Origin of the sequence: Methanobrevibacter sp. (assembly GCF_017427765.1) — an archaeon.
GTDB lineage: Archaea > Methanobacteriota > Methanobacteria > Methanobacteriales > Methanobacteriaceae > Methanocatella.
In genome coordinates, this window is record NZ_JAFRSC010000023.1 from 53,283 (window position 1) to 76,017 (window position 22,735).

Below are 22,735 nucleotides of genomic sequence, written 5' to 3' on the forward strand. Positions count from 1 at the left end.
CCTATTTCATCTGTCCGAAGATTCCTCTCATGATTCCTTTTGTAACTTCACGTGCAGCAGTGTTCATTGCCTGTGTAGCTGCCTTTTCAGCCATTTTTTGAGCATCTGATTTTTTAGCCTTTTTACCGCCTGCAGTCTGACCTCCACCTAAAACTGTTCCTAAAATATCGCCCAAAACAGATTCTGCACCTTGTGCTGGAGCCTGCTGAGGCTCTTCACTGACAGGTTCTGCCTGAGATTCCTGAGCCTTGACTTCCTCTATGATTTCAATATCCTCATGAGGCACTTCACTTTCAATATTAGGATTTGATTCTATTTTTTCAAGTAGCATTTCATAAGCAGATAACGGATCTACAGCATCCCAGTATTTTGACTTGAGCTCTGATAAATTAATCAGCTCAGACCTCATTGAATCATCAATAGCTCCAATATAACTTTGTGGCGGAACGATGTCTACCTTTTCGACAATTCCCGGAACACCCTGTTCATCCAAAACAGAAACCAAAGCCTGTCCTATTCCGAGTTCTGATATTACATCGGAAGTGTTGAAGTTAGGGTTTGGACGGAACGTTTCTGCAGCCACTTTTACTGCCTTTTGATCTTTAGGAGTGTATGCATGAAGCGCATGCTGGATTCTGTTTCCAAGCTGGGCTAAAATTTCATCAGGAATATCGGCAGGTGACTGTGAGATGAAATAAAGTCCTACTCCTTTTGATCTTATCAGACGAACAATCTGTTCAATTTTTTTGCCGAATTCTGCAGGCATGTCATCAAACAATAAATGTGCCTCGTCAAAGAAGAATACGAATTTAGGTTTGTCCATGTCTCCTACTTCAGGCAGGTTTTCAAATAGCTCGGAAAGCATCCAAAGCAGGAATGTGGAGTATAATTCAGGTGAAAGGGATAATTTTTGAGCATCCAAAATGTTAATGATTCCTTTTCCGTTATCATCTACTTTCATGAAGTCATTTAAATCAAGTGCAGGTTCTCCGAAAAAGTCGTTTCCACCCTGATCTTCCAATGTAAGCAGGTTTCTTAGGATTGTATTTGCTGATTTCTCGGCAATTGCACCATATTGACTTTCATATTTATCCTTATTTTCAACCACATGATTAATCATTGATTTTAAGTCTTTTAAGTCAATAATCAAAAGTGATTCTTCATCGGCGACTCTAAATACAATATTTAATACGCCTTGCTGTGCTTCGGACAGGTTTAAAATTTTTGAAAGTAAAACCGGACCCATTTCAGATAATGTAACTCTTATAGGCAATCCTTTCTGACCGAACAGATCCCAGAATTCAACAGGATATGCCTGATATTTGAATCCTTTTTCCAAAAGACCGTATTTTTCAACATTGGTTTTGATTTTTTCATTTTCAGAACCTACTTTTGCAAGACCAGAAATGTCTCCTTTCATATCAGCCAAAAATACAGGAACTCCCAAATCCGAAAAGGATTCTGCCAATGTTTTAAGTGTTATTGTCTTACCGGTTCCTGTTGCACCTGCTATTAAACCGTGACGGTTAGCCAATTTAGGAAGCAGGAACACGTTCTCATTTTCATTACATCCAATCAGTATTTTATCTTCTGCATACATTGTTTTTCACCCGTTTTCTATTTTTTTAATTAACCAGTTAGTTTTTTTGACAATATTCTGTCGTCTGTAAGCTTTTGCAATTCTTTTGATTGCATCCAAGTTTTTTACGAAATTGTCCAGCCAGGAAAATATATCTCCAGGATAGACTTGAATCTGATACTTTCTAAACAGTTTATTTGATATGTCCTGAGGATCACGTCCCTTCAGTCGCTCATGGATAATCACTTCGGATATTCCTCTCTGCATGCATGCACAAAACGGCCTGTCCTGGCATCTGCACTGCATGAAATCGCTTTGAAGTGCAATCAGTGCATCCTGGAATTTCTTGTCAACCTTTTCTATTGCTTCCCCGGAAGAGATGATATCCAAAGTGGATTCTGCAAAAAGCCTTGTTGAGAACTTAATCTTTAAGGCATTTGCAATCTGATTGTGAATTACGCTTGAAAGATATGCATTTTCAAACATCTCCAAATCAAGCCCCATTGCCAAAATCAATACTTTGAGCTTGTCATACTTATCCTTTTTCTTATACATTGGAGAAAGTCCAACATACCTTTTAAGATAGTTATAGTCATTTAAAGTATTTTTAATGAACTCGGCATCTTCAATTGATAAAAATGACACTGATGTTGCCCTGCCATACCTTGTAACTTCAAGTCTGTTGTTTGGACTTTTATCAATCAGGTCCAAATCGCACATCTCATCAATAGCTATCTTTATACTTACTGGCACATCAATGTTTTTATAAAATCTATTAAGCTCATCTGTTGAGTTAACCGCAGTTGATGAAATATCTGCAAGAATCTGTTCATATGCGGATTCCTCATCATATTCAATATATACATCTTCGCTGTTGCTTTCAAGAAGGTCCAGTGCCATTGCCTCTTCGGACTCTCCTACAAAATCATTTCCAACTTCAGGAAGAAGATAAACAATACCTCTGTCATGATATGAAGGCCTTCCAGCACGGCCGAGCATTTGTGAAAACTCATTGGGATTGATCCATTTGTTTCCCATCACCAGAGAGTCAAATATTACCTGAGAAGCAGGAAAATCAACACCTGCTGCAAGAGCTGCGGTTGTAACGACACAGGAAATCTTACCCTTATCAAAGTCCTTTTCTATCTTTTCCTTTTTATAATATGAAAGACCTGCATGATAAGCTCGAGCATTGACCCTTTTATTAGTTAAAAAATTGGCAATCTGATGGGTTTTACGTCTGGAATTCGTAAATATTATGGTTTGGCCCCTGAAGCCCTTTTTGGACTTTGTATTGAATTCCCTTTGAACCAGCTTCTGCATGATGTGGCGTTTTTGTGACTCGTTTCTGACATAAACAAGATGCCTTTCCAAAGGAACCGGACGCTCATCATACTTAACAAGCTTCATGTTGAATTCAGATGCTAAAAATTCGGGGTTTTTGACAGTTGCTGACAGTCCTATAATTTGAGTTTTGGGATATAATAACTTTAAACGTTTTATCAAACCGTTAAGGCGTGTTCCACGGTCCTCATCATCAATCATGTGAATTTCATCTATTAAAACAACACCCAAGTTTGAAAGTGATGATGAATTGCCGTTTCTTAAAAGATAGTCGATTCCCTCATATGTTGCAACGACAATATCTGATTTTGAAACATCACTGTCAGGCAGATTGAGTTCGCCTTTTGCCTTTACACGATTTCTTCCGACTTTAATTGCGACTTTCAAACCAAGTTTTGAGTATTTCCTTTTAAAATCCCGATATTTCTGGTTGGCCAGTGCCACAAGAGGGGTTAAAAAGACAAATTTTTTGCCTTTAAGAGCTTCCGTGATACCTGCAAGCTCACCAACTAAAGTTTTTCCAGATCCTGTTGCACTTACAACCAGCAGGTCTTCACCTTTCAGAAGGCCTTCCTTAATGGCCAGATACTGAACCGGCAGAAGTTTGGTGTTTCCCGAATCAAGAAGCACCTTTTTAAAGTCCTTATTTATCTTTAAACGTTTCATATCAATTGGCGGGATGATATGCTTTGATTTTTTGGTTTTATCAAATAATGTAAGGTTTCTGTTTTTTAACGGATCAAAGTGAGGAGATAATATTGATAATGTCTCCTCCAAGCTTCCGGTTTTCTCCAGTGTCTTTTCAAGGTTTCTGAAAATTGCCGTGTCAAATCCCTGAAGCTTCAGCTCCTCTCTTATCGTATCGTGAGCGCAATCCTTACATATTAACTGATTGTTGTGTTTATATGAATAAGATGAATTTACAATAGTAATATTTCCCTCAAATGCACAGAAGTCACAAACCTGAGTGTGTCTGACCTTAATGTTTAGGGATTTTAGAAATCTTTCAACTTTTTCATCCTTTGTTGCCAGAAATACTGCCTGTGAGCGCAGCAGTTTGATAACTTCAGAAGGAGGAAGCAGTTTTTCATTTAAAGTGGAGTTGTCATTGAAATTATAATCCGCAATAAATCTGGAAATAGAAAGTGAGTCTCCCTCATGGCTGAATTTAATGTTTCCAACAAACTCAGGAACCCTTTTGTGATTTAGCGCACCTTTCGGCGAACCTATCGGATATAATCTCCACTGTTTTTTTACCTTTTTTAAAACTAGCATTGTTTTTAATTATATTATTAGTTGTTAATAAGTTTTTAAATCCGACTACTCCATGTAGTCGAATCTAGTTTCCAAAATAATTATTAAAGCAAAACCAACCACTGCAACAAGAACGCATGGGAACAGACCTGCAAAGTTAACGCTTACGGAATTGATAATCTCAACGCCCGGAACCTTAAGTGACCCAAGCATCACACCAATGAGAAACGCCATTGTTATCTCTTCGTGGTTTTTAAGCAGGTAATTCAGGATTTTTGAAAATCCTAAAATTCCGATTAATGCACCAACAACAAAAACAATGATTTCAACAAAGTTTAATGTGTGAAGAGCATTTAACATGTATTTATATTGGCCTAAAAGCAACAATAAAAATGATCCTGAAATTCCAGGCAAAATCATTGCACAGATAGCTATCATGCCTGAAATAAATAAAATTGGCAGGGAATGATTAGCAGCAATCGGATTTAGACTTACAAATACATAAGTTAAAATTAAACCTATTACTGCAAATAAAACAGTTTTTAAGCTTATCTTGTCCAGTTTTTTAAACAGAATTACTGCTGAAGCTATAATCAGACCTAAGAAAAATGAATACGTCCAGGCAGGATATACTTCCATACAAAAGGTCACAACTTTAGCAAGTGTTAAAAATGCAACCCCAATACCTAAAACAAGAGGTATGAAAAACCTGAACTCTATTTCATCAAACAATCCATCTATAAATCCACGGATGTCCCCTTTAAAAAGAGGTTTTACAAATCCAAATTTGATTTTACTGATAGCTTCAATTAAATGACCGTAAATTCCTGTAATTAATGCTATTGTTCCTCCGGAAACTCCAGGAACAATATCAGCAGACCCCATTAACAGTCCACGTATAAATATTAAAATAGATTCTTTAAGATTAAAATTCAAATTATCACCTAAAAGTAATTATTATAATATTGGTCAATAGTTAATAAATAGATTATTGTTTGGATAATGTTTCATTAACAAAGTCCAGACTGACATCAGCAATTTTTGCAATATCCGAAATTGTAAAACCCTCATTATCCAAGTTAATTACAATATTTCGTTTTGATTTAATTAATTCATCATCCTTTGCTCGCAATACCTTTTGAAATTCTAAATTTGCTTCATCCACTTTTCTTTGAGCATAATCTTCAACAATTTTCATGTTTCCACCAACCAAATTTGAAATTACTTTATTCAATGATTCATTTTTAACAAATTTATCGCATAATAATAATATTACTCCTTTTACAAATTGCCCAATCTCTGAATTCAAATCAGGAATATTAGTTATCATTATAGCAGAGTCCAGTATCAATTGATCTGTTTTAATTTCCGATTTCATAAAACAAAGTAAACTTATCAATAATAATTCCTTTTTGGAAAATTTTTTCTTATTTTCTATTTTGGAATTCATATTATTTAAAAACTCATTTGCATCATATTTTTTTTAGAGAATGAATGTAAATTGGAAATCTAGACTGAGAATTAACCTTATAACATTTAGTTTTCCCCATTTCAATTGTGCTTAAAACGTGCACTTCAATTGGTTTTTTTGATTTAACAAAAACATTATCAATCAAAGCACTGTAAAATCTAAATCTCCGTTTATCGTTTATATCGACATAAGAGCTTTGAAATTCAAGTATTATTATTTTGTCTTCAAGTTCAAAAACTAAATCTGGTTTGTACATTTTTGGATTAATTACACTATATTCCGTTGGATGAACTTCTACAATTTTTCCAGGAATATCTATAATTTCTATTAATTTTTGTCCATATTCATGACCCTGAATTTTGAAAATTACATCCTCATGAAATTTCATGAAATTGAATCTCCTTAAAATTATTAATTAACATTTAATTTATAATTAAAAGGATATAAATCTTTTGTTTTTAATTTAAATAAATATTTACTTGAATATATAAATTTTAAAGTATATTAAAAAATTTATACTTGTTTAAAGAATTTACAAGAGAATAAAAAAATAGAAAGTGAATAATTCAAATAGAATTATTCATCATTAAAAGGTTGCGGAAGTTCACAGACCCCACTGTCTTTTGCAAGATATGCGTATGCGAATGCCGCACATATTGCACCGAGAATCGGTCCGACCAGATATATCGGGAAGAATCCCCAAAGGTTTTGGCCTCCAAGAATCATGTCCATCAGGTATGGTCCGAATGTACGTGCAGGATTGATTGATGCACCGGTAAATGCTCCTAAAACTGCAATCACAGCAGCTACAGTCATACCTATTGATATGCCTGCAAAACCAGGTTCTGCCTTTTTGTCAACTGCAACACCCATTACAACCATCATGAGGAAGAATGTTCCTAAAAACTCTGCAAACATTGCCTGAAGGTAACCTACACCTGCACCAGGAGCTGTTGCACCAAGTCCTCCGATTGTAACTGCTGAAGCACCCATAAATAGGTATAGTGCCAAACTTCCGAGACATGCTCCAATAACCTGTGCAACTATATAATAGATACTGTCAATTAAAGCAATGTTTTTGGTTACAAGCAGTCCAATAGTTACAGCAGGATTTAAATGTGCACCGGATATCTTACCGAATACATAAATACATACCATTACAGTTAGACCAAATACCAGAGCAATGGCAATCCAGTCACCCAAACCGCCAAGAATTCCTATTCCAGCATTACCCGGATCGATGCTGTCTGAAATCAGAAGTGTTGCAACTGCAGATCCTGTACCGAATAACACCAGGAAAAATGTTCCCAGAAGTTCTGCAAAGAATTTTTTTCTTATATTGCAAGTCATCTAACTCACCTATACGGATTCTCTCCATTGACAGTATTCGTGTTTGTTGTCAACTAAAGATGCTGCAGCACAGTTTTTACATCCTCTTACAGGAGATCCAGGTGCGCCTTTGTTAAGTGCAATGATGTTTGTCATCATTGTTGCTGTAATAGGTTCTGAAGTTAAAAGACATGGGTAGTCTGCAAGTCTCATCAGAGATGAGAATCTTACTGTTATTGCACATGCAGGATAAGTGTATCTTTGCGGATTCATTACTGTTTCGTTTGCTAAAATCGGACTTAAGTCAACGTCAAATCCGTTGATTTTAGGAACCAATTCTCCTCCGGTTCCTGCTCTGAGCTTTCTTGCTCCGCTGATTGCATTGAATCCTCTGTAAATCATGTCCATGAAGTCACAGTTGTGCAACTCGGCAGCAGCTCCTCTTGTTGGATATTGCTGTACGAAATTGTGGAATCTTTTTGAGAATAGGTCAACAACCATAGGTGCGTTGAATCCGTCTAACTCCAATATGAATTCAGTTGCACATGCAGATGAACCTGTAGCCAATTTTAGAACATCGAATTCAGATTTGTAATTGTCCAGGTTGGATGTTAATGTTGAACCGATTACCTCAGCAGTTGCCTGAACAATAGCTAAAGTTACATCATCCTTACACATGTTGTATGTGGACTGGCCAATATGGTGGCCGATATCTCCAACACAGTAAGCAGGCACAGTTACAATGTTTCCGTAATGCACTCCATCATCCATTGCGGCTTTAACTGTAGCAGCCATTGCCTTTTTGTATTTGTTCATGTAGTCCCTTACATCAAATGATGTGTGGTCCGCATCATCCATCAGCTCGCCTTGAGCTTCAATAGGGTTTTTGTAGATGTTCTGCAGTGTTGCAATTTCCTTTTCTGTTGCTTCACTTGCGGTTGCACCGGCTTCGATTGCATTTGCAAATGCATCTCCAATACCGTAAGAAGTGTTCATACCCCATGATTTTGCAGACAGTATTGCCTGCTTGTGAGCTGCAGGAATATCTGTTTTTTGAAGTATCTGATTTACAACATTACTTGTACTTCCAGGCATTAAAGCAAAGTCCACTACACATGTCGGTCCGTAAAATCCGCCATATCTCCTAATGGATTCTTTAGCGACAATAGCTTCGTTATCTGCAATGGCTTGGATAAATTTATCCAAACTGTCAGCAAATTCACCATCCTCTTCGCATAATATTTCCAGTACAGGCGGAGTCTGGAAGTGTTCAATAAACGGATCATCTTCACATTTTAAAGTGTCTGTAATGGAAGATAAAATCTCAAAATGGTTTTTAACAGAGTCCTTATGTAAATTAATTACAGATTCTGCCTGATTGTCAAGTGCAGTCATGTTTGCTACAGCATCAGCGTATGGTTTTGCATCAGCTATCTTAAAGTCATTGTATCTGTTTTCGGATATAACCGCAATGTCTGCCTTTTGAGCAGCCATTGACTCGTTAATCATTTTTTCATATAACTCTCTCATTGTTATCACCTGAAATGATAATTGTATTAGGAAAAGTATAATTTATAGTATTTATACTTATCTAAATCCTATAATTATAGATTCATCAAAATAATATTTAAATTTAGTTAAATATTTCCATCAAAAAGAGAATATTAAAGAAAAATGTTTAGATATTTTAAAAAAAGTAGAATAATCAAGCAAAATTAAAACTAAAAAAATAGTAGAATGATATAAGAAAAAATTATTTTCCTATATCCTGAACCAATTCTTTTGCATACGGAGTTATGTTTTCATCAAGCATCTTCTCCAAAAAGTCGCCTGTATAGGTGCCTGATTTTGCAATTTCCTCAGGTGTTCCGGTAGCTATAACCTGACCGCCGCCGTCACCGCCTTCAGGACCCAAATCAATGATATGGTCTGCAGTTTTAATAACATCCAAATTGTGCTCAATAACAACAACTGAATTGCCTGCGTCAGTCAGTCTTGCAAGCACTTCAAGAAGTCTTTTGATATCTGCAAAGTGAAGACCTGTTGTCGGTTCATCCAAAATGTATAATGTTTTACCAGTACTTGTTCTTGAAAGCTCTTTGGCCAGTTTAATTCTTTGAGCTTCCCCACCGGACAATGTTGTTGCAGGCTGGCCTATTTTCATATAACCCAATCCCACATCATATAATGTCTGAAGCTTTTTGGTAATTTTTGGAATGTTTTCAAAGAACTCTAAAGCTTCTTCTACAGTCATTTCAAGGACTTCATAGATATTTTTACCTTTATATCTTACATCCAAAGTCTCTTCATTGTACCTTTTACCGCCACAGACTTCACATGGAACATAAACGTCAGCCAAAAAGTGCATTTCAATCTGAACGATACCGTCACCGGAACATGCTTCACATCTTCCTCCCTTAACGTTGAATGAGAATCTTCCAGGCTTGTATCCTCTTGCTTTTGACTCTGGGGTGTTAGCAAACAAATCCCTGATGTCGGTAAATACACCAGTATATGTTGCTGGATTTGACCTTGGAGTTCTGCCGATAGGTTTCTGGTCAATTGCAATTACCTTGTCAATATTTTCAAGCCCTTCTATTTTATCGTATTTGCCTGCAAAGGTGAATTTGTTGGAAAGCTGGCCTTTGGCACCCTTGTATAATATTTCATTAATCAGACTGCTTTTACCCGATCCGCTGACACCAGTAACGCAGGTGAATTTACCTAAGGGAACTTCAACATCAATATGTTTCAGGTTATTTTGAGCAGCGCCTTTTATCTGGATAAACAGTCCATTACCTTCACGGCGTTCCTCCGGGATATCGATTTTTTTAACTCTTGAAATGTACTGGCCGGTAATTGAGTCGGGATTTGACATGATATCCAGTGGAGTTCCCTGAGCTACAACCTTACCTCCGTGCTCACCTGCGCCTGGACCTATGTCTACAACATGGTCCGCTGATAAGATTGTTTCTTCGTCATGCTCAACGACAACCAAAGTATTACCCAAATCCTTAAGTCTTTTTAATGCTTCAATGAGTTTAATGTTATCTCTTTGGTGAAGTCCAATACTCGGTTCGTCTAGAATGTATAATACGCCAACCAGTCCGGAACCTATCTGGGTTGCCAGACGGATTCTTTGAGCTTCACCACCTGAAAGAGTACCTGAAGACCTTGACATTGACAGATAGTCAAGTCCGACTTCAACCAAAAAGCTTAAACGTTCTTTAATCTCTTTTAGAACTTCTTTTGCGATGAAATTTTCCCTTTCAGTAAGTTCCAAGTCCTGGAAGAACTGATATGAATCCTTAATGGCCAAATCACACACGTCAATGATTGATTTGCCTCCAACGGTTACCGCCAGCACTTCAGGCCTTAACCTTTTTCCGTCACATACATGACATTTTCTGTCGCTCATGAATTTTGAGAGGTATTTTCTTGAATAGTTTGATTTGGTTTCAATGTATAACCTTTCCATTCTTGGAATAACACCTTCAAACTTGCGGTTTACCATGTAGGATTTGTTTCTTCTCTTAAATGTAAATGGAATCTTGTCATTGCAGCCGTATAAAATTGTATTTTGATATTCCTTATCCAGTTCATTGAACGGAACATCCATACTGAAATTGAAGTGTTTTGATACGGCTTCAAGCATCTGATAATAGTAATTTTCCCTTTTAGATGACTTTGACCATGGAGCAATTGCCCCTTCGTTTAATGTTAATGTCTTATCGGGAACGATTAAATCAGGGTCAATCTCCATTTTGGAACCGATACCGTTACATTCAGGACAGGCTCCCTGAGGTGCGTTGAAAGAAAACATCCTTGGAGTAAGCTCCTCGAAGTTTATTCCGCAGTCAACACAGGCAAAGTGCTCTGAATATTTTTTCTCATATTCCTCACCGTCATCAAACAAAACTGTGATGAGCCCTTCGGAAAACTCGGAAGCGGTTTCAAGAGAGTCCACCAATCTCCTTTTAAAGTCAACATCATGTCTGATTTTAAGCCTGTCCACTACAACATCAATACTGTGGCGGTAAGTCTTTGCAAGTTCAATGTCCTCATCCAAATCCCTTATCTCACCGTCAATACGTGCACGGACAAATCCGTTGTTTCTCAAATCATCCAGAACATCCTTGAATTGGCCTTTCTTATCACGAACAATTGGAGATAGAATTTGGATTTTAATTCCTTCACCCTCTTCAATGATTGCATCACCGATTTGACCAATTGTTTGCTGTGAGACTTCCTTTCCACAGTTAGGACAGTGGGGAATTCCAATTCTTGCATACAATAATCTTAAGTAATCATAAATTTCTGTAATTGTTCCTACTGTTGATCTTGGGTTTTCCCTTGTGGTTTTCTGGTCTATTGAAATAGCCGGAGACAATCCTTCGATTGATTCCATTTCAGGCTTTTTCATCTGACCCAAAAACTGTCTTGCATAGGCAGAAAGTGATTCAACATATCTGCGCTGTCCTTCAGCATAGATTGTATCGAACGCCAGTGAAGACTTACCGGAACCACTAAGACCAGTAATTACAATAAATTCATCACGGGGAACACTGACATCAATATTCTGTAAATTGTGCTCACGTGCGCCCTTGATGACAATCTGTTTTTTAGACTCCATAGTATTCTCCTTGATTTAGTTATATTATATTAGAACAAAATAGTTTATATATTATTTGAGAGAGCATTTGGAAAGTAATTTGTAATAATTTTTATGCATCATAAAAAAAATTTATGTAAAGTTTAACACAGACAAATACTCATTTTGTAAAAAATAATTTTTAATAATTTTTGAAGTGCGACAATATGAAAAAGCACACCCTAAAGAAATTATTTTTCAAATCCTTTCAGTGCATAGAGTTTATTTCTTAAATCTGCAGCCCTTTCAAAGTCAAGCCTTGAAGCAGCATCCTTCATGTCCCTTTCCAAATCTTTTATAAGCAGGCGAAGTTCATCTTTTGGCATTTTACTAACGTCAGTTCCAATACCCTTGTATTTTTCATCTTCTTCCGCAAGTTTTTCTTTTAATGTTCTTTGAGTGGATTTTGGAGTTATTCCATGAACCTCATTGTATTTCATCTGCAGTTTACGCCTTTTAAGCGTAATGTCATATGCATTTTGAACGGAATCAGTCATGTCATCCACATACATTATTACTCGACCATTGACGTTTCTTGCAGCACGGCCGATTGTCTGTATTAAAGAGGTTTCATTTCTCAAAAATCCTTCCTTATCAGCATCCAAAATAGCTACCAGTGATACTTCAGGCAAATCAAGACCTTCACGAAGCAGGTTTACACCGACAAGGACATCGAACTTACCTCTCCTTAAATCATCAACGATATCAATTCTCTCCAACGTATCGATTTCAGAGTGCATATACCTTACTTTAACGCCTATTCTTGCATAGTAATCTGTTAAATCTTCAGCCATTCTTTTAGTTAATGTGGTTACAAGAACCCTTTCGTCTTTCTCAGCTGTTGTTCTAACCTCTTCTAGCAAATCCTCAACCTGACCTGTTACCGGTCTGATTATAACTTCAGGATCAACAAGACCTGTCGGTCTGATAATCTGTTCGACTACATTTCTTGATTTTGCAAGCTCATATTGGGCAGGTGTTGCAGATACATAAATCACCTGATTTACTGATGATTCAAACTCATCAAACCTTAAAGGACGGTTTTCCTTAGCGGAAGGCAATCTGAATCCGTATTCAACCAGTGTTTCCTTACGTGCACGGTCCCCATTATACATTCCCCTGATTTGCGGAACGGTAACGTGTGACTCGTCAATGATGGTCAGGAAGTCTTCCGGGAAATATTTTAAAAGTGAGTAGGGCTTTTCTCCCCATTGCCTGCCTGACAGATGCATTGAATAGTTTTCTACACCCGGACAGTATCCCATTTCCCTAAGCATTTCTATATCAAAACGAGTTCTCTGCTCCAGTCTTTGGGCTTCTAAAAGTTTGCCGGTTAAATTCAATTCGTTTAATCTCTCATCAAGCTCCTGAGTGATGTTTGCAATAGCTGTGTCCATCTTATCCTGACCGACCACAAAGTGCTTTGCAGGGAAAATCATGTATCGCTGAAGTGATTCCTGCTTTTTACCTGTAACCTTATCGATTATGCTTATTGCATCAATCTCATCGCCGAAAAGTTCAATTCGAATTGGTGGTGTTCCATGAACCGGATTGATTTCAATGACATCTCCCCTTACTCTGAAATGACCTCTGTCAAATTCAATGTCGTTGCGCTCATACTGCATGAAAACAAGTCTTTTAAGTATTTCAGATCTGTCATAAATATCGCCGACAGCTATTCCAAAAGCGAATTCCCCATAGTCTTCAGGCGAACCGATACCGTAGATACAGCTTACGCTACTAACAACAATAACATCATCTCTTGAGAGAAGTGACTGTGTTGCGGAATGCCTCATCATATCAATGTCCTCATTGATTGAAGCCTCCTTATCTATAAAAGTGTCTGTTCTTGGAACGTAGGCTTCAGGCTGATAATAATCATAATAGCTGACAAAGTATTCTACAGCGTTGTCCGGGAAAAATTCCTTAAATTCCTCATACAATTGTGCTGCCAGGGTTTTGTTGTGGGAAATTACAAGAGTTGGTTTTTGAACTTTTTCAATGACATTTGCCATTGTAAAAGTCTTACCGGAACCTGTTACTCCTAAAAGAGTCTGTTCTTTAACTCCATTTTTTATGCCCTCAGCTAGCGAGTTAATGGCTTTTGGTTGATCACCTAATGGTTTGTAAGGTGATTTAAGCTTGAATTCTTTCATGATATCTAGTTTGTAATTGTAACATTGAAACTAATGTGTATGTAACTTGGAGCGCAGCACGGAGTGACCCTCTGGTCCCTTATTGTTAAAACTCCATATCCTTTCAGTTCCTTTTCCAAATCCTTAATGATATTTGGAACAACTTCAGTATTATAAACTTTAAGGGAACCCAAAAACACTGTTTTTGCAGACATGTTCATTACAGACACAGTATCCATAACATCCTTTTCGCAATATTTTTCCAAAATATTATTCGACTTTTCTGTCATTTCCTTTTTTAGCTGTTCTTTATCCATACTAATCCCTCAGTGCATCTGCAATAGATTTTGCAAGAGATACACGTGAAGTGTCTGAAGATAAGCTGTTTGTACCAATAATCTTATTTGCTCCTGCAGCATAAATTCTTGTTGCACCATTATTGGTCAATATTGGATGTACACAGCAGACATCAACTGAAGAAGCACCATATTGCTTTAAGATATTTATTGCATTTACAATAGTTCCCCCAGTAGCTATGATATCATCAACAATGACAGCATGCATACCTTTAACAGAGTCAACATTTACAGTATTTTCGCTTTCACTATCACATCTAACATCAACTATTTTAGTTTCTACCTTATCAGGTCCTAAACGTACCTTAGTTAAATAAGTGCAGTCACAGCCAATAATTTTAGATATTTCCTGTGCAAATCCATAAGCACCTTTATCAGGAGCGATGATTAATGGCTTTTCATCTGTTTTTCTGAAGAATTTTTTATCCAGATACTCTGCAATGGCAGGCATAGCTGAAATGTTGTGGGCCGGAATGTCAAAGAAATTTAGCACACATTCCTCATGAATATTGAATGTGAAAAACTCATCAGCACCTGCTGATTGAATCAATTCGCAGATGATTTTAGCGGAAATGGTTTCACCAGGATTGAAACGTTTTTCCTGTCTTGCATATCCCATATACGGAACCACAGCACGAACCTTTTTAACTCCCAAATCTTTAAGATTAGCTATAATGAACAGTAATTCCATCAGGTTTTCATCCTGAGGATAACCTGTGGACTGAATTACAGTAACCTCATCTGAAAGTTCGCCGTCGATTCTTAAATACCTTTCACCATCTGGAAACTTTTTAGTTTCTACATAACATAATTCTTCGCCGAGTTCACGTGCCACGTGTGCTGCCAAATCTTGAGAAGCTGAACCGCCAATAATCACAATATCACCAAATAATTTATATTAAAATTATATATGTCAGTGATAATTAAAAAAGTTAAGTATTAATATTACAATTGACAAAAAAAGTTAATCATGAATAAATTAACTGCCGTTCTTTTAGTGATTGTTTTAATAATTGTTGCAGCTTTAGCATCTACAATTGTTAGTCCTGTTTTAATAATTGCTGAAGATGCTGAAGAAGGAACCCCTGGTGTTGATATGGCGGCCTCATTTAGTATGCTGGGCGGTTTTCAGTGGGTTTATCCCGGAAGTTCATATAATGCAAATGGAGAAACATTGCATAATATTCACTTGATTGATCCGGATAATCCTTACGGCGCTGCAAAAGACATTATGGAATATACCTATCATTACTCCCCACACATTATAATTGGAGTCAATAATGCTGGAGCAGAAGCGATTTTTGGTGGAGACATTATTGACAATACCCGTGCAAACGACGCATACAACGGTTATGCAGGCAGTGCGAATGTTCAGGGAACAATGTCAAGAGGAGATGCATTAGGTACAGCGATGAGCAATGCAAATATAAATTTCTTTGAAATTCCGTTACAGGTTTTAATGGGAAATATTCAGTTCCATTTCGTTTAATTTCCCTTTTTTCCTATTTTCTAAACATTATATAAAATGAGAGTGCCACACCAACTAAAGATATAACCATCTGGATGATTCCGTGTTTTTTGATTGACGGATGCTTTGACTGCACCAGATAAAACGGCATGAAAAATCCGAAAAATGTGAATGTTGCAAAGGTTGTGTTTTTAAAAATCAATCCAAATATAAATCCACTCCATGACAGAAAAATAGTTACAATATATGATAATATTACGGCTTTGCGGTTAAGTTCAGGCATTTCCTGCCTTTGATAAACATAAACCTGTGCAGGTTTTAGTCCTTCAACCAGTGGAGTGCCGCATTTTGCACAGAAATCATAATCATCCTGATTTTCAAATCCGCAATTCTTACATAACCTTACCATGAATAAAATTAATATCTCTTAATATAAATTATTTTTCTAAAACCATTGCAATTTCTTTAAACTGTTCATTTTCATAGTTGGTATTTGATAGCTCGGCATAATACCTGAAGCCCAATTTCTCAAGAACCCTCTTTGATTGGGTGTTTTCAACACGATATGTGGCATAAATCTGTTTTACATCCAACTCATCAAAAGCCCTTTTCGCCAGCACAGAAGATGCCTCAAAAGCATAGCCTCTGCCCCAATACTCCTCACCAATCCAGTATCCAAGCTCAGCCGAACCATCTCCCCACCAGTGGTTTGTATCCGGATGAAACAAAAGCCCCACACAGCCGATTGGAATATCACCTTTGACAACAGCATAAGTTTCCCGTTTAGAGAAAACTGTTTTAATTATATTTAAACTATCATCTACACTTTTGTGAGGCGGCCATCCTGCAATTGGACCGATATTTGGATTTTTTGCAAAATGATACAGACATTCCGCATCCGAATCCTCCCAAGGCCTTAACTTCAGATTTGCAGTTTTAAAAATCATCAATTAAATATTGATTTGGATAATTAAAAAACCTTTTCAACACATATTATTAATACACAAAAAAACATATGATTAATTATGAAAGTCAAAGATGGAATAATTGGTTTAGTTGTCGGGGATGCTTTAGGCGTTCCTGTTGAGTTTTACTCAAGAGAAGAACTTGAAGAAGACCCTGTCACCGGCATGAGAGAATATGGAACCTACAGTAAACCTGCCGGAACCTGGTCAGATGACTCTTCAATGACAATAGCTACAATGTCTAGTATCATAAATAAACAGGCTGTTGATTATGATGACATAATGAAAGAGTTCATCCAGTGGTGGGAAAACGACAAATACAGCCAGCACAAAACTTTTGATATTGGAAATACAACCAGCAACGGTTTATTAAGATATCTGGATGGTGAGGAAGCCATAAAATGCGGAGGCAATCAGCCAAGAGACAACGGAAACGGATCTTTAATGAGAATTCTGCCTCTTGCTTTTATTCCGGATATCGATTATGAAACAGTTGAAAACGTTTCAGGACTCACACACGCCCATTACAGGTCCAAAATAGCATGCGTTTTATATATTGAAATTGCAAAATCCATGATTAAAAATGATTTGACAATTGATGAACATATTAAAAATTCCTGTGATAAAATCAAAGAATATTATAAAGAAAATGAGGAAATTGAACATTTCCAAAGAATATTTGATGATGACTGGACCGGCGAGATAAGAAGCGGAGGATATGTAATAGACTCACTTGAAAGTACAATCTACTGTTTGAAGACAACCGACAACTACAAAGATGCAGTCCTAAAAGCAGTTAATTTAGGTGGAGATACAGATACCACTGCAGCAATCTGCGGCGGACTTGCTGGAATTTATTACGGTTTTGATGAAATACCTATATATTGGGTTAACACAATTGAATACATTGATAAAGTAATCTCATTATGTGAAAAATACGAGGCATTATTTAATGAAAATTAAAGAAACTATCGAAAATATTAGGGCTTCCTGCGACAATTATGTGGACCCTGATTTGGTGGCAACAGTAATTCATGACAATTATTTCATGGGCTCAAACAACATATATGAATTTGACCAATTTGACATCGAAAAGGACGATAGCTTTGAAGAAAGGATTCTAAAAATCTTAAAACATGAAAATATCTTTTTGAATCTTGGAATGTATGCATTCATTCCTGTCATTAACGAATGCGATATCTACTCAACCGAGGATTTCAATTTGAAGCTCACTCAGGAGGAGTTCGACAAATATGCAAATGAAAAAGAAAGAGTATTCGGTATTTTACTTAAAAAGGACTCAGAAGATTATTTAATCGGAAGCTGTGATTTGTGCGGATGCAGTATCGATGCTTCATTTAAAGAGATTGAACCATCAAATTTTGACTTTTTTAAAAAAATAGAAGAAATAGTGGATAATAAAGTTATCTACTAATCATTTTCTTTTTAATTTCTTCCCACATGGCCTGTTCTTCACCACAACCGGTCATAATGACATATTTATATTCAGAATTTCTTGCAAGTTCATTAAGCTTTTCAATTCTGACTTTCATCTCATCATAACTCAGCGGATAAAATTCAGCGTCAGGGAAATCCTCTTTTATAATATTATAATATTCTTCTGCCTTTTCTATAGATCTTCTTCCAGGAACCACAATTACATGAGCCGGGTTCATGCTTTTGACAACTTCATAATGGTCTTCAAAGATTTCCTCCTCGTTTTCATCAGGAGTTGTGTAAATAAACTCAAGAGGCTCATCCTTTACAAACTGTTTCATGAACATTGCATTGATTTTTAAAGCATCACCGTTATCGCCCTGACCTAAACCGACGAACTTACCGCCGATGTCAACAACTTCAAATCTTCCAGGAGGAATGAATGACATGTCCAGATTGTTAAAGACGTCCTTGATAGTTGTTTCTATGTTTTCGACCTTAGGAGTGAATGTTGCATAAGCAGTAATGGATGCTAAAGTATTGTAAATGTTGTGGAATCCGAAAGGTGGAACTGTCAGTTTTATGTTAAATTTAATATTTTTTGAAACAGTATAGTTAAACAAATCTCCTTCAATGGTCAAATTCCATGAATTGGAACCAAATTCAATATCTGTCAGCTTTACATTGGCATCAGGTCTTTTAAACCCGCATCCGCAGGTATAGACTCCTCTGTGATTTAAGTAAAAATGAGAATAATCCAGCTTTTTACCGCATTTAGGACATTCAATTGAGTTATCTCCAATATCTTCAATAACATCAGTTTCTATGCCATAATAGTTGACTTTAACATCACTTTGTTTGTTCAAACCAATCAAAGCAGTTCTAGGATCATCGCAGTTAGTTACAACAGTTCCTTTTTTCATGCCTTCGGAAAGTAACTTTTTAGCTTTGTAATAATCTTCAAAAGGATTTTTAACACCTGCAACCTGAGTGTGCTCCTGGGAAATTGTAGTATATACAACACCGATAGGATTAATCAATTTTTGAACTGTATCAGGAATTCCATGTGACAAATCACGAATACCATATTCAAAAATTCCCAAATCACCTTTCTGACTTAAAAGAGCAGTTACAATTGAGTTTAAAATATTGTTTTCGTAACTTCTTCTAATCTGAATATCCTTTGACATCAGTTTAATTAAAAGAGTAGTTGTAGTAGTCTTACCATTGGTTCCGGTTATGAGAACAGAACCCAATTTTAAATCATCGGCAAGTTTAGGAATAGATTCCTGACCGCCAATCTTTGTAAAAACATGGCCAGGATATGTTCCTCCACTTCCCGGACCATACTTAGCAAGCTGACATGCAGCTTTTCCAGATAATTTTGCCATATTAAATTTAACAATTCCAACCATGATTAAATATTGGAAATAAATAATATATAAAAATAGTTATTGAAAATTGAATAAGGATTAATCTTTGAAATCCTTACTCAAAATACATGATCTCAGGCCGTTCTTTGACAGCCCACATCATTAAGATGTTAATATAATATTATGAGCTTTTTCATATATAAAAGTTATTATTAACCTTATTATAACTAAAAAACAATATTTAACCATTAAAACAATTAAATACAATCAAATAAAAATTTATATTTTTAATATGTATTTCATAGCTTTCTTTTTTACACACAGAAAGTAATTATTAAAAAAAAGAAAAAAAACTAACCCAACTAGTTAGTAGTTGGATTATTAATAGTTGTTTGTGGAACTTTTTCAACAACTTTTGAACCGATGTTTTTCATTTTTTCAATGAGGTTATCCTTTTTGGAACCGCTTATTAAAATATTTTCCAAAACATCACTTAAGGTTTCAGTTGGAATGATTTCAATCATCTCTTCGTATTTCTTCTCAATCATAACATCTTTCAAGTTAGATTTTGGAATCAATACTTTTTTCATTCCTGCTTCAGCTGCAGCTTCGATTTTTGCAGTCGCTCCACCGATAGGCATAACATCTCCACGGACATTTAATGAACCGGTCAATGCTACGGTCTGGTCAATCGGAATATCTTCAACAGCAGATATTACAGCAGTTGCAATACTTACACTAGCTGAATCACCTTCAACACCATCGTAAGTCTGGATAAACTGAACGTGAATGTCATAGTCTGAAATATTCTTGTTAGTGTATTTTTTAATTAATGCACTGACGTTCTGTACAGATTCCTGAGCGATTTCACCCAATTTACCTGTTGCGATAATTTGACCACCGTTTTTGGATTGTGTCGGAGCGGCTTCAGCTGCAATTGGTGAGACGATTCCGCTTCTGTCTCCAATTACTGCAAGACCATTTACAAGACCGACTCTTCCACCTTCGGCAGATACCATACTGTAGTCTTTTCTTTGAATGATTGATCTGTCAGCTATTTGCTGCTCTAAAGTTCTTGCGAATTTTTTAGCTTCAACAACATGTGCTGCAGTTACCAGATTTTCACCTTTTTCAATAGCCACATCACCAGCAGATCTGACAAGTCCACCTAAATCCCTTAATCTTAATGTTAAGGCGTTCTGTTTGCCTGATCTTCTTTTTGCTTCCATGATAATTTCATCCAATGCATCAGGTGCGAAGTGCGGAATTCTTCCATCGTTTTTAACTTCCTGAGCTACAAACTGGACAAGTTTTTCCCTGTTTTCAGTTGTATCATCCATATAATCTTTCATGAACACTTCGTAACCGTATCCTCTGATTCTTGATCTCATTGCAATATGCATTCCTTCTAAAACCTGAAGGTTTCCTGAAGCTACAAGTACAAAGTCACATGGTACAGCCTGGGATCTTACCATTGCACCACTTGAGTTTTCACTTTGACCTGTGATTGCATACTGTTTTTCCTGCATTGCAGACAATAATTCCTGCTGGGTTTTCATACTCATTGTACCGATTTCGTCAATGTATAAAACTCCACGGTTTGCTTTGTGAATCATTCCTGCTTCTACACGTTCATGTGCAGGAGTACCAAGACCGCCTGATTGGTATGGGTCGTGGCGAACATCTCCAAGTAATGCTCCTGCATGAGCACCGGTTGCATCCATAAATGGAGCAAATCTTGATTCTTCATTATTCACCAATAATTTTGGAGACATAGTATTATTTTTAGGTTTAATTTGGATTGAGATAAGTAAAATTAAAGCAGCCGCAATAATGGATTCCAATAATCTTCCATACATGAATCCAATTACTAAAACTCCACCAATAGCAAACATAGTAATAATAGTTTTTCTCTCTTCATGGCCTTTAACAGATCCTTTAGTGGCCTTTACTATTTTTTTACCTTCTCCAGCAGGCACAGTTCTTACCAATGGGTGGTTGTTGTCTTCCATATTCGGATAAACCAATACGTCCTGCAGAGTTTCATGAGGTAAAATCTGTGCCATACCTTTTGCAAGCATTGATTTACCTACACCCGGATCTCCAATAAGTAAAACGTTCCTTCTTTGTTTTGCTGCTTTTTTAATTGTTTCGATGGACTCTTCATGTCCTATAACCTGATCAATTAATAAAGGTGGAACTTCAATATCTTGTGAGCTTTTTATGTTATCATAATCTAACATATGTTTAGTTTCCTCACCAGAACTTATTTCCGGTTCAATAACTATATCTTGTGAAGAATCATCCACTGATTCGTTTTCTTCAAACTTCATAAAATAACCTCACTTCATCAAATAAATTCTCATAAAAAGTTAAGTTTCATATACTATTTAAGTATTTATTTAATTTAGGGTATATAAAAAGGTTTCTATTTTAGTAAATAAAAGTAACTAAAAGAATTTACATTTCAACCTCATGTACTTATATGTACATTTCAATCATTATTTTTCAAACAGCAAACATTAAAAAATATTGATAACTATTCTACACAGAATCATGAGTGTAAAACACCTATGATTCAAAATATTTTTTACATTTCATTAATATATCAAGAAATACAAACTTTAATTAACATAACTCATTAAAAACAATGAAGGTATGAACAATGGATAACAAAAAAATAATAATTATAATTGGCATAATACTTTTAATCATAATAGCCGGAGTTATTCTAGTAATGCTAACCTCAGTAAATTATGAAAGAATTGATATTACTCCAAACGGAACAACCATTGAAGTTCCCGCCAATCAAACCAAATATGACGGAAATGTTGAAGGTGCAAAAATTTGGAATTGGGATAAGGGAATATTAGTTACATACAACAGTCACGAGGATCCAAGTTTTATCAAAGTGACTGAATTAGGATTCAACACACTGAATGAAATAATAAAAAATGGAGAAAAGCAAAACATTGACAATTTTACATGTTATGTGATAAATGCTGATGACTTATTGGAAATTCACATATTTGATATCATTAAAGTAAATTATAACGGCAAATTTTATTGCATTCCTTTATCTAATGAAACCTCTCACGACAATATCATAATCTGCTGCAAAGACAAGGACATGGCAGCCCATATGGCCAAATCAGTAGAGTACAAAAATATTTATCCTGAAAATACTGATTTGGAAAATACCATTTCCACTGTAAAAAACATAACCGACGATTTGCGATCAAATAATTATTTGAACAATACCAATTTAAGTAAAATCAAATCCACAGTAGAGGAAGAAACAGGATTTGATTTAGATAATGCTAAAAACACAATAGAGCAATATACCGGAAAGTTACCTATTTAATTCTCCCCA

The 22,735-nt window shown here is 36.1% G+C and carries 19 protein-coding genes; 4 read left to right on the forward strand and 15 right to left on the reverse strand.

What is annotated here, in order from left to right; translation table 11 throughout:
• Window position 1: 1 nt before the first annotated feature.
• The 11 genes from IJL02_RS06735 to IJL02_RS06785 all read right to left on the reverse strand — a co-directional run bounded on the left by IJL02_RS06735 (window position 2) and on the right by IJL02_RS06785 (window position 14,996).
• Window positions 2–1,600, reverse strand: coding sequence for a helicase HerA-like domain-containing protein (locus tag IJL02_RS06735; RefSeq protein WP_292813655.1), 1,599 nt, complete (start codon window positions 1,598–1,600; stop codon window positions 2–4).
• 6 nt (window positions 1,601–1,606) lie between these two features.
• The gene (locus IJL02_RS06740) at window positions 1,607–4,198 is read right to left on the reverse strand and encodes a DEAD/DEAH box helicase (protein WP_292813658.1); all 2,592 of its coding nucleotides are present in this window, start codon (window positions 4,196–4,198) and stop codon (window positions 1,607–1,609) included.
• 45 nt (window positions 4,199–4,243) lie between these two features.
• Complete coding sequence (locus IJL02_RS06745; RefSeq protein WP_292813744.1) at window positions 4,244–5,062, reverse strand: DUF368 domain-containing protein; 819 nt, start codon at window positions 5,060–5,062, stop codon at window positions 4,244–4,246.
• A 103-nt stretch (window positions 5,063–5,165) separates the two neighbouring features.
• A complete protein-coding gene (locus IJL02_RS06750; protein ID WP_292813661.1) occupies window positions 5,166–5,555 on the reverse strand; it encodes a hypothetical protein in 390 nt (129 codons plus the stop codon).
• A 94-nt stretch (window positions 5,556–5,649) separates the two neighbouring features.
• Window positions 5,650–6,036 (reverse strand): hypothetical protein, encoded by a 387-nt coding sequence (locus IJL02_RS06755; protein ID WP_292813664.1) that lies wholly within the window; start codon window positions 6,034–6,036, stop codon window positions 5,650–5,652.
• 188 nt (window positions 6,037–6,224) lie between these two features.
• Window positions 6,225–6,998 carry an MIP/aquaporin family protein gene (locus tag IJL02_RS06760; protein WP_292813669.1) on the reverse strand — a complete coding sequence of 258 codons (774 nt, stop codon included), beginning with the start codon at window positions 6,996–6,998 and terminating at the stop codon, window positions 6,225–6,227.
• Window positions 6,999–7,007: 9 nt separating this feature from the next.
• Window positions 7,008–8,507 (reverse strand): DUF2193 domain-containing protein, encoded by a 1,500-nt coding sequence (locus IJL02_RS06765; RefSeq protein ID WP_292813674.1) that lies wholly within the window; start codon window positions 8,505–8,507, stop codon window positions 7,008–7,010.
• A 223-nt stretch (window positions 8,508–8,730) separates the two neighbouring features.
• A complete protein-coding gene (uvrA, locus tag IJL02_RS06770) occupies window positions 8,731–11,610 on the reverse strand; it encodes an excinuclease ABC subunit UvrA (protein WP_292813677.1) in 2,880 nt (959 codons plus the stop codon).
• Window positions 11,611–11,819: 209 nt separating this feature from the next.
• Window positions 11,820–13,784, reverse strand: coding sequence for an excinuclease ABC subunit UvrB (gene uvrB / locus IJL02_RS06775; protein WP_292813681.1), 1,965 nt, complete (start codon window positions 13,782–13,784; stop codon window positions 11,820–11,822).
• Between the two features lie 5 nt (window positions 13,785–13,789).
• Window positions 13,790–14,080 carry a hypothetical protein gene (locus IJL02_RS06780; protein ID WP_292813685.1) on the reverse strand — a complete coding sequence of 97 codons (291 nt, stop codon included), beginning with the start codon at window positions 14,078–14,080 and terminating at the stop codon, window positions 13,790–13,792.
• A 1-nt stretch (window position 14,081) separates the two neighbouring features.
• Window positions 14,082–14,996, reverse strand: coding sequence for a ribose-phosphate diphosphokinase (locus tag IJL02_RS06785; RefSeq protein ID WP_292813690.1), 915 nt, complete (start codon window positions 14,994–14,996; stop codon window positions 14,082–14,084).
• 93 nt (window positions 14,997–15,089) lie between these two features.
• Between IJL02_RS06785 and IJL02_RS06790 the strand changes: the two genes are divergently transcribed.
• A complete protein-coding gene (locus IJL02_RS06790) occupies window positions 15,090–15,608 on the forward strand; it encodes a hypothetical protein (RefSeq protein WP_292813694.1) in 519 nt (172 codons plus the stop codon).
• A gap of 13 nt (window positions 15,609–15,621) precedes the next feature.
• On the opposite strand, the gene IJL02_RS06795 is transcribed toward IJL02_RS06790, so the two are convergent.
• Window positions 15,622–15,996: a zinc ribbon domain-containing protein gene (locus IJL02_RS06795; protein ID WP_292813697.1), complete on the reverse strand. Its 375-nt coding sequence runs from the start codon at window positions 15,994–15,996 to the stop codon at window positions 15,622–15,624.
• Window positions 15,997–16,024: 28 nt separating this feature from the next.
• Complete coding sequence (locus IJL02_RS06800) at window positions 16,025–16,534, reverse strand: GNAT family N-acetyltransferase (RefSeq protein ID WP_292813700.1); 510 nt, start codon at window positions 16,532–16,534, stop codon at window positions 16,025–16,027.
• Between the two features lie 78 nt (window positions 16,535–16,612).
• On the opposite strand from IJL02_RS06800, the gene IJL02_RS06805 reads away from it, so the two are divergent.
• Entirely contained in the window at window positions 16,613–17,515 is a 903-nt protein-coding gene (locus IJL02_RS06805) for an ADP-ribosylglycohydrolase family protein (RefSeq protein WP_292813706.1), read from the forward strand.
• Entirely contained in the window at window positions 17,505–17,987 is a 483-nt protein-coding gene (locus tag IJL02_RS06810; RefSeq protein WP_292813709.1) for a hypothetical protein, read from the forward strand. Before IJL02_RS06805 ends, IJL02_RS06810 begins: the two co-directional genes overlap by 11 nt.
• Here IJL02_RS06810 and IJL02_RS06815 read toward each other — a convergent pair.
• Both IJL02_RS06815 and lonB read right to left on the reverse strand, forming a co-directional pair.
• Window positions 17,977–19,404, reverse strand: a complete 1,428-nt coding sequence (locus IJL02_RS06815; protein WP_292813712.1) for a Mur ligase family protein — start codon at window positions 19,402–19,404, stop codon at window positions 17,977–17,979. The two genes, IJL02_RS06810 and IJL02_RS06815, sit on opposite strands and share 11 nt — an antisense overlap.
• A gap of 320 nt (window positions 19,405–19,724) precedes the next feature.
• Complete coding sequence (lonB, locus tag IJL02_RS06820; RefSeq protein WP_292813749.1) at window positions 19,725–21,605, reverse strand: ATP-dependent protease LonB; 1,881 nt, start codon at window positions 21,603–21,605, stop codon at window positions 19,725–19,727.
• Between the two features lie 422 nt (window positions 21,606–22,027).
• On the opposite strand from lonB, the gene IJL02_RS06825 reads away from it, so the two are divergent.
• Window positions 22,028–22,726 (forward strand): hypothetical protein, encoded by a 699-nt coding sequence (locus tag IJL02_RS06825; RefSeq protein ID WP_292813715.1) that lies wholly within the window; start codon window positions 22,028–22,030, stop codon window positions 22,724–22,726.
• Window positions 22,727–22,735 lie beyond the last annotated feature (9 nt).

Excerpts from the sequence above, each read along its gene's own strand:
- IJL02_RS06735 (WP_292813655.1), bottom strand. The coding sequence starts at position 1,600 with ATGTATGCAGAAGATAAAATACTGATTGGATGTAATGAAAATGAGAAC.
- IJL02_RS06740 (WP_292813658.1), bottom strand. The coding sequence starts at position 4,198 with ATGCTAGTTTTAAAAAAGGTAAAAAAACAGTGGAGATTATATCCGATA.
- IJL02_RS06745 (WP_292813744.1), bottom strand. The coding sequence starts at position 5,062 with ATGGGGTCTGCTGATATTGTTCCTGGAGTTTCCGGAGGAACAATAGCA.
- IJL02_RS06750 (WP_292813661.1), bottom strand. The coding sequence starts at position 5,555 with ATGAAATCGGAAATTAAAACAGATCAATTGATACTGGACTCTGCTATA.
- IJL02_RS06755 (WP_292813664.1), bottom strand. The coding sequence starts at position 6,036 with ATGAAATTTCATGAGGATGTAATTTTCAAAATTCAGGGTCATGAATAT.
- IJL02_RS06760 (WP_292813669.1), bottom strand. The coding sequence starts at position 6,998 with ATGACTTGCAATATAAGAAAAAAATTCTTTGCAGAACTTCTGGGAACA.
- IJL02_RS06765 (WP_292813674.1), bottom strand. The coding sequence starts at position 8,507 with ATGAGAGAGTTATATGAAAAAATGATTAACGAGTCAATGGCTGCTCAA.
- uvrA (WP_292813677.1), bottom strand. The coding sequence starts at position 11,610 with ATGGAGTCTAAAAAACAGATTGTCATCAAGGGCGCACGTGAGCACAAT.
- uvrB (WP_292813681.1), bottom strand. The coding sequence starts at position 13,784 with ATGAAAGAATTCAAGCTTAAATCACCTTACAAACCATTAGGTGATCAA.
- IJL02_RS06780 (WP_292813685.1), bottom strand. The coding sequence starts at position 14,080 with ATGGATAAAGAACAGCTAAAAAAGGAAATGACAGAAAAGTCGAATAAT.
- IJL02_RS06790 (WP_292813694.1), top strand. The coding sequence starts at position 15,090 with ATGAATAAATTAACTGCCGTTCTTTTAGTGATTGTTTTAATAATTGTT.
- IJL02_RS06795 (WP_292813697.1), bottom strand. The coding sequence starts at position 15,996 with ATGGTAAGGTTATGTAAGAATTGCGGATTTGAAAATCAGGATGATTAT.
- IJL02_RS06800 (WP_292813700.1), bottom strand. The coding sequence starts at position 16,534 with ATGATTTTTAAAACTGCAAATCTGAAGTTAAGGCCTTGGGAGGATTCG.
- IJL02_RS06805 (WP_292813706.1), top strand. The coding sequence starts at position 16,613 with ATGAAAGTCAAAGATGGAATAATTGGTTTAGTTGTCGGGGATGCTTTA.
- IJL02_RS06810 (WP_292813709.1), top strand. The coding sequence starts at position 17,505 with ATGAAAATTAAAGAAACTATCGAAAATATTAGGGCTTCCTGCGACAAT.
- IJL02_RS06815 (WP_292813712.1), bottom strand. The coding sequence starts at position 19,404 with ATGGTTGGAATTGTTAAATTTAATATGGCAAAATTATCTGGAAAAGCT.
- lonB (WP_292813749.1), bottom strand. The coding sequence starts at position 21,605 with ATGTTAGATTATGATAACATAAAAAGCTCACAAGATATTGAAGTTCCA.
- IJL02_RS06825 (WP_292813715.1), top strand. The coding sequence starts at position 22,028 with ATGGATAACAAAAAAATAATAATTATAATTGGCATAATACTTTTAATC.